We start from the raw sequence: 7056 nt of genomic DNA, 5'->3' as shown, positions 1-7056 counted from the left end.
TCAAATCAATGAATAAATTTAACTTTTTAGCGTTATTAATTCTAACTTTATCCTAACTTTGATAAAATATAGCCATTAATTAATAGAGGAATATAATGGCTAGAGTTTTTTTAAGCGCACCTTATATGGGCGATAATGAGTTAAAGTATGTCAATGAAGCATTTAAAAGTAATTATATAGCACCACTTGGAGAGTTTGTAGATAGGTTTGAAAATAGTATAAAAGATTATACTAAATCACCAAATGCAGTAGCTCTTAGCTCAGCAACTGCTGGGTTGCATTTAGCGCTTAGAGTTTTAAAAATAGGCGATGGCGATGCCGTTTTGGCTTCATCTTTTACATTTGCAGCTAGTGTAAATCCTATAATGTATGAAAGATGTGAGCCTATATTTATCGATTGTGATGAGAGTTGGAATCTTAGCCCAAAACTCTTAAAAGATGCAATAAATAAAAGTGATAAAAAGCCAAAAGCACTAATTATAACCCACCTATATGGCCAAGCAGCAAAGATGGATGAGATAGTAGAAATTTGCGCTGAAAATAATATAGCTATTATAGAAGATGCAGCTGAGGCTTTGGGCGGATTTTATAAAGGCAAAGCACTTGGAAGTATTGGTGATATTGGAGTTTATAGTTTTAATGGAAATAAGATCATAACCACAGGTGGTGGCGGTATGTTAGTTAGCCATGATGAAAACATAGCTAATAAAGCTAGATATTACAGCACACAAGCAAGAGAGCCGCTTTTGCACTATGAGCATTTAGATTATGGTTATAATTATAGGCTTAGTAATGTTTTAGGTGCTATTGGGGTAGGGCAGATGGAAGTTTTAGAGGCAAGAGTGGAGAGAAAACGCCAAATTTTTGATATTTATTCAAATTTACTTAGTGATGTAGCTGAATTCATGCCTGAAATTCCAAATTCACGAGGCAATAGATGGCTTACTACTTTATTATTTAAAGAAAAAAATACACATTTAAAAGTTATAGAAGCACTAAATAAACATGATATAGAAAGTAGACCGCTATGGAAGCCAATGCACCTTCAACCGGTATTTAAGGGTGCTAAATGCATTGTAGATGGCACAAGTGAGGATTATTTTGATAGAGGAATTTGCCTTCCAAGTGGTGCTGATATGAGTGATGAATTAGTAGAAAAAGTTGCTAATATCGTTAGGAGTGCGCTGTGATTAGAGCGACTAAGAGGCGTAGAATCGCATTTTTTTTATTGTGCGATACTTTGATATTTACACTTAGTATATATTTTGCTTTTTTACTTAGATTTAGTGGTGATATACCAGAGATATTTATCCCTGGAATGATATATAGTGGAGCGATTTTGATTGTTATCAAGATTGCTATGCTATGGGCGTTTCAAATTTATAGAGTTCCGTGGAGATTTTTTGGATTAAATGAATCTAGAAAAATTACGCTAGCTTGCCTGCTTTGTGCGGGAATATTTTTTGGAATCTTTTTATCTTATGAAGAGATTTTTGCTCCATTTCCAAGGAGTGTTATTATCATAGATGCGCTTATTTCGGCTATTATGGTTGGAAGCTTAAGAATTTCAAAAAGAGCTTTAATAGACTTTAAAAAAGCTAAAAATGGTCATCCATGCGTTATTATTGGTTCTACTTCTAAAACTCTACAAATCCTAAAAGGGTTTAAAAGCGGATATGCAAACTACTATGCTGTAGGTATAGTAGATGGTAGAAAGGATTTAGTAGGCACATACTGCGACGGTTATCAAGTAGGCCATAAAGATGAACTAAAAAACTATATAGAAGATGGTGTAAAAAGCGCTATAATAGCACTAAAACTTATGCCAAATGAGCTTAAAGATTTATATGATGAGCTAGATACTTTAGGCTTTAAAGATATTAAGATATTTTCTTTAATTGGGCAAAAGAGCGAAGGAATCACAGATATTAGTATAGAGGATTTGCTAGCTAGAAAACCAAAAGACCTAGATAGTACAGTAGTTGAGTCATTTATAGGCGGTAAGGTAGTAATGGTTACTGGAGCTGGGGGAACTATAGGTAGTGAAATATGCAAGCAGTGCTTGAAATTTGGCGCTAAAGAGTTAATAATGGTAGAACATAGCGAGTATAATCTATATCAGATCAATGAGGCTACTAATGCTGATAAACGCAATCGCTTAGTAATGTTAAATATTACTCATACTGATGAATTTGAATCTGTATTTTCTAAATTTAGGCCAGATATAGTTATTCACGCAGCTGCATATAAGCATGTTCCATTATGCGAATTTAATCCGCTAATTGCCGTGCAAAACAATATAATCGGTACTAAAAATGTTGTAGATCTGGCTAAAAAATACGAGGCTAAAAAGGTAGTGTTAATCTCAACGGATAAAGCTGTAAGACCAACAAATATTATGGGAGCTACTAAAAGAATTTGTGAATTATATGCATTAAATTCAAATACTAGCTCTACTGAGATTGTTGCAGTTAGATTTGGTAATGTGCTAGGTAGCAGCGGTAGTGTTATACCTAAATTTAAAGCCCAAATAGCAGCCAATGAACCACTTAGTGTTACTCATCCAGATATTACAAGATATTTTATGCTTGTTAGTGAGGCGTGTCAATTAGTTCTTCAAGCTGCTAGTATTGCAAGTGGTGGAGAGCTTTTCGTGCTTAATATGGGTGAGCCAGTTCGTATCGCTGATATGGCTAAGAGAATGCTAAAATTAAGCAATAAAGAACATCTTGGAATTAAATTTGTAGGTTTGCGTCCGGGTGAGAAGCTATATGAAGAGCTTTTGATTGATTCTAATGATGTAGCGACAAAATTTGAAAGTATCTTTGTAACTAGAAGCGAACCATATGATATTAATCTATTAAACAAACAAATTGCTAATCTATTACAAAGCCAGGATGAAGCTCAGATTGAGTATGGATTAAAGATTATAGTGCCTGAGTTTAATCATAATAAAAATAGGGATTAATATGATTTTTAAAGAGATTGAAGAATTTAGTGAGATACGCTATAAGGCTAGGGCTTATTTATGTCATCTTTTTGATAGAAATATACCAAATAATCTCCCTGGTGTAAGCGCTCAAAATATTAAAGATGGTTTTGATAAAATTGCACATGAGATTGATAGCTTTGATGCATTTTATATATTAGATAAAAATGGAATTCAGCTAGATAACACTATAAGCTTAGATCCAAAAAATGTATCTGGTAAAGGAATGAATAGAAGCAATAAAGCCTATTATTATAGATGTGTACGTGAGAAGCGATGCGTTTTAACTGATCCATATCCATCAAGTCTTACTAATCGTCTTTGTGTTACAGCCTCAATGCCTATATATAATGATAAAAGAGAGTTGCTTTATATAGCGTGTATGGACATTGGACTAAAAGAGCTTTTAGCTATTATTAGTCCTGGGTCTGTAGATGGAATATTTGGTAAATTTACAAAATTTATATATTCGATTTTTTCTATCGCTCTTTTTGCGATTTCGTTAGTTTTATTTGTTCATGGTATAAAAAGTTTTGTTTTAAAAAGCTTTAATGAGATTAATATTAGTGAGGTTTTTGAATCTACAATTGTTCTTACTTTGGCACTAGCAATATTTGATCTTGTTAAGGCAATATTTGAAGCTGAAGTTTTAGGTCGGCCAAATCACCATCAAAATGGTGGCAGCAGAACAATGGTAAGATTTATAGGAAGTATTATTATAGCTTTAGCTATTGAATCGCTTATGTTAGTATTTAAATTTGCAATTACTGATCCAAGTCAGATATTATATGCGATATATCTTATTGGTGGAGTTGGATTTTTGATGATTGCTCTTAGTTGTTATCTGTTTATTTTAAGAAGGAGTAGTGTTGATAGGGATAATTGATTATGGTGCTGGAAATATAAGAAGTGTACAAAATGCCCTTAAGTTTGTAGGGGCTAAAAGTGAGCTAGTAAGTGATGCTGATTGCTTAAAAAAATATGATAGATTGCTTTTGCCTGGCGTGGGTGCTTTTGGTAAGGCAATTCAAAGATTAAGGGATATAAATCTAGATGATGCAATTTTAGAATTTATAGCCAGTGGTAGGCCATTTTTGGGGATATGTCTTGGTATGCAGCTGTTATTTAAAAAGAGCTATGAATTTGGCGAATATAGCGGGCTTGGGGTTATTGATGGGAGTATCATAAAGTTTGATGAATCTAAATTTAATAAGCCCCTTAAAGTGCCGCATATGGGATGGAATAGGGCTAAATTTACTACAAAAAGCAAGATTGTAGATGGTCTTGGTGAAAGCGCTTATTTATATTTTGTGCATTCATATCATGCTGTTTGTGATAGCAAATTTGCTTTGGCTTATACTGAGTATGGATATGAGTTTGTAAGTGCTGTGGAGTATGAAAATGTTTATGGATTTCAACCACATCCTGAAAAATCGCATGAGTGCGGGCTAAAGATAATTAAAAATTTTATGGAGATATAGATGGAAAAATATATGGCAATAGATTTAAAAGAGGGCAAGGCAGTTAGATTATCAAAAGGATTGATGGATAGCGCTAAAATTTACTCAAATGAGCCATGGGAGTTAGCTAAGAGATTTAGCGATGCTGGGGCTAAATGGTTGCATATTGTAGATTTAGATGGAGCGTTTGCTGGAGATGCTGTAAATTTAAAAACTATAGAAAAAATTGTAAGTGCTACAAATTTAAATATACAAATTGGCGGTGGAGTGCGTAACGAAGAGCGTATAAAAAGTTACTTAAACTCAGGAGTTAGTAGATTAATTTTAGGATCAGTTGCGCTTAAAAATCCTGAATTTGTAAAAGAGATGGCTAAGAAATATAGAATAGTTGTAGGAATAGATGCTAAAGATGGATTTGTCGCAGTAGAGGGTTGGGCTGAGGTAAGCCAGATGAAGGCTACTGATCTTGCTAAATTATATGCAGATGCTGGAGTTGAAGCAATAATTGCTACAGATATTAGCAAAGATGGCATGCTTTGTGGGTTGAATTTAGAATTTACTGCTAGTATTGCCAAAGCCAGTGGTATAAATACAATTGCAAGTGGCGGAGTGGCAAGTTTGGCCGATTTGGAATCTGCAAGCAAAACTAATGGAATATCTGGGGTTATAATTGGCAAAGCTTATTATGAAGGAAAAATAGCACTTAGTGATATTTTTAATAACAATTTTTAACTGTTAAAGTATTTTAAAAGTAATTTTAGATAAAATATCGTCTAAAGTTGAGAAAGGATAGTTAGTGAAGTTATTGGTTGTTGATGATAGCTCTACTATGAGAAGAATTATAAAAAATACATTAGAAAGGCTTGGGCATAACGAAGTATTGCAGGCTGAGCATGGTGTAGAGGCTTGGGATATACTTTGCCAAAATCCAGATGTAGGCGTGTTAATTACTGACTGGAATATGCCTGAAATGAATGGCCTAGAGTTAGTAAAAAAGGTTAGGGCTGAGTCTAAATATGAAAATATGCCTATTATCATGGTAACTACAGAAGGTGGTAAAGCTGAGGTTATTACGGCATTAAAAGCTGGAGTGAATAACTATATTGTTAAGCCTTTTACTCCTCAAGTACTTAAAGAGAAACTTGAAGACGTTCTTGGATAATGAAAGATAAATATTACGAATTAAAAGTTACATCCCAGCAAATTGAGCCATTAAAAGATCTTGTTTTTGAATTTGGATTTACCTGTATAGAAGAGATCGATAGTGGCTTTATCATTAGGGATGAGCAGAACTTGGAAGATGCCAAGTGGGGACTTGAAGAGTTTGCTAGTCGCTTGGGCTGCGAAATAACTACTGATTTACAAATCAAAGATAATATAGACTGGATTAATGAATATAAAAAGGGCATAGCCCCGGTTGAAGCCGGTGGGTTTTATATTAGGCCAAGTTGGGAATCTCCAAAAGATGGGCTAATAGATATTATTATCGATCCAGCATTAGCTTTTGGCTCTGGTCATCACGAGAGTACAAATTCATGTCTAAAGCTAATTTCAAAATATTCTAAAGGATATAAAAATGCTCTAGATGTTGGTTGCGGTAGCGGTATTTTAAGTATTGCTATGGCAAAGTTAGGGCTAAATGTAAGCGCTTGTGATACTGATGAACTAGCCGTGCAAAGCAGTCTTGAAAATGCACAAAAAAACAGTATAGCTATAGATAAAATTTGGACTGGTTCTATAACTAATAGCAATGAGTCTTATGATATTGTAGTAGCAAATATCATTGCTGATGTTATACTATTTCTTGCAAATGACCTAAAATCTAAGATAAAAGTCGGTGGCATAATAATTTTATCTGGAATTCTTACAAAATATAAAAATATAATTATAAACGCTTTTAGCGAATTTGAGTTGATAGAGAATTTAACTCAAAATGAGTGGGAGAGTTTTGTATTTAAAAATCAAGGAAAATAATGGAAAATAAAAATCAACCAAATAATAATAGTTTTTTTAATAAAAATCCTATTTTAATGTTTGCGATTTTTGCTGTGGTAATGGTGCTGATTTTTCGTAGTATGAGCCCTGATGAGATGGGGATATCTGGTACAAATTCAAAAAATATCAGCTACTCAGAGCTAAAATCCCTAATTAAATCAAAGCAGATAAATGAGGTTATAATCGGACAAACTACGATAAAAGCTAGTGGAAATGGTCAAGCATATGTAGTAAAAAAAGTTGCTAATGATCAAACTTTAGTCCCACTTTTAGAAGAGAATAATATCAGCTATGGAGCCTATAGTGAGAGTAATTGGCTAAGTGATATGCTATTTTCATGGGTGATTCCTGTATTTATTTTCTTTGCAATTTGGATGTTTTTAGCCAGTAGAATGCAAAAAAATATGGGTAGCGGAATCCTTGGTATGGGAAGTAGTAAAAAGCTAATTAATAGTGAAAAGCCAAAAGTTAAATTTGATGATGTAGCTGGCGTAGAAGAGGCTAAAGAGGAGGTAAAAGAGATCGTAGATTTCCTTAAAAATCCTGAACGCTATATTCGCCTAGGTGCTAAAATTCCAAAAGGAGTTTTATTAGTAGGCCCTCCAGGCACTG

Annotated in this window: 8 protein-coding genes; all 8 read left to right on the top strand. The window is 33.7% G+C overall.

Features of this window, described 5'->3' with window-relative positions; translation table 11 throughout:
• Nucleotides 1-95 precede the first annotated feature (95 nt).
• Entirely contained in the window at nt 96-1190 is a 1095-nt protein-coding gene (pglE, locus tag J6V67_RS01315; protein ID WP_291857500.1) for a UDP-N-acetylbacillosamine transaminase, read from the top strand.
• Nucleotides 1187-2968, top strand: a complete 1782-nt coding sequence (pglF, locus tag J6V67_RS01310) for a UDP-N-acetylglucosamine 4,6-dehydratase (configuration-retaining) (protein WP_291857498.1) — start codon at nt 1187-1189, stop codon at nt 2966-2968. Before pglE ends, pglF begins: the two co-directional genes overlap by 4 nt.
• 1 nt (nt 2969) lies before the next feature.
• Complete coding sequence (locus tag J6V67_RS01305; protein ID WP_291857496.1) at nt 2970-3875, top strand: PDC sensor domain-containing protein; 906 nt, start codon at nt 2970-2972, stop codon at nt 3873-3875.
• Complete coding sequence (gene hisH / locus J6V67_RS01300; protein ID WP_291857495.1) at nt 3859-4470, top strand: imidazole glycerol phosphate synthase subunit HisH; 612 nt, start codon at nt 3859-3861, stop codon at nt 4468-4470. Before J6V67_RS01305 ends, hisH begins: the two co-directional genes overlap by 17 nt.
• Nucleotides 4471-5181 (top strand): 1-(5-phosphoribosyl)-5-[(5-phosphoribosylamino)methylideneamino]imidazole-4-carboxamide isomerase, encoded by a 711-nt coding sequence (gene hisA / locus J6V67_RS01295; RefSeq protein ID WP_291857494.1) that lies wholly within the window; start codon nt 4471-4473, stop codon nt 5179-5181. It begins immediately after the preceding gene.
• Nucleotides 5182-5245: 64 nt separating this feature from the next.
• Complete coding sequence (locus J6V67_RS01290) at nt 5246-5611, top strand: chemotaxis response regulator CheY (protein WP_086225111.1); 366 nt, start codon at nt 5246-5248, stop codon at nt 5609-5611.
• On the top strand, nt 5611-6423 hold the full coding sequence (locus tag J6V67_RS01285; RefSeq protein ID WP_291857490.1) for a 50S ribosomal protein L11 methyltransferase: 813 nt from the start codon (nt 5611-5613) through the stop codon (nt 6421-6423). The genes J6V67_RS01290 and J6V67_RS01285 overlap by 1 nt, the downstream gene beginning before the upstream one ends.
• The coding region (locus J6V67_RS01280; protein WP_291857488.1) for an ATP-dependent metallopeptidase FtsH/Yme1/Tma family protein at nt 6423-7056 on the top strand (634 nt) is incomplete at its 3' end. The genes J6V67_RS01285 and J6V67_RS01280, both read left to right, overlap by 1 nt.

This window comes from Campylobacter sp., from assembly GCF_017646085.1.
GTDB lineage: Bacteria > Campylobacterota > Campylobacteria > Campylobacterales > Campylobacteraceae > Campylobacter.
The sequence above is the reverse complement of the archived record's forward strand: the minus strand, read 5'-3'. Positions and strand labels throughout refer to the sequence as shown.

What these genes read in the sequence shown, in the direction of transcription:
- hisA (WP_291857494.1), top strand. Translation starts at nt 4,471, where the DNA reads ATGGAAAAATATATGGCAATAGATTTAAAAGAGGGCAAGGCAGTTAGA.
- J6V67_RS01305 (WP_291857496.1), top strand. Translation starts at nt 2,970, where the DNA reads ATGATTTTTAAAGAGATTGAAGAATTTAGTGAGATACGCTATAAGGCT.
- pglE (WP_291857500.1), top strand. Translation starts at nt 96, where the DNA reads ATGGCTAGAGTTTTTTTAAGCGCACCTTATATGGGCGATAATGAGTTA.
- J6V67_RS01285 (WP_291857490.1), top strand. Translation starts at nt 5,611, where the DNA reads ATGAAAGATAAATATTACGAATTAAAAGTTACATCCCAGCAAATTGAG.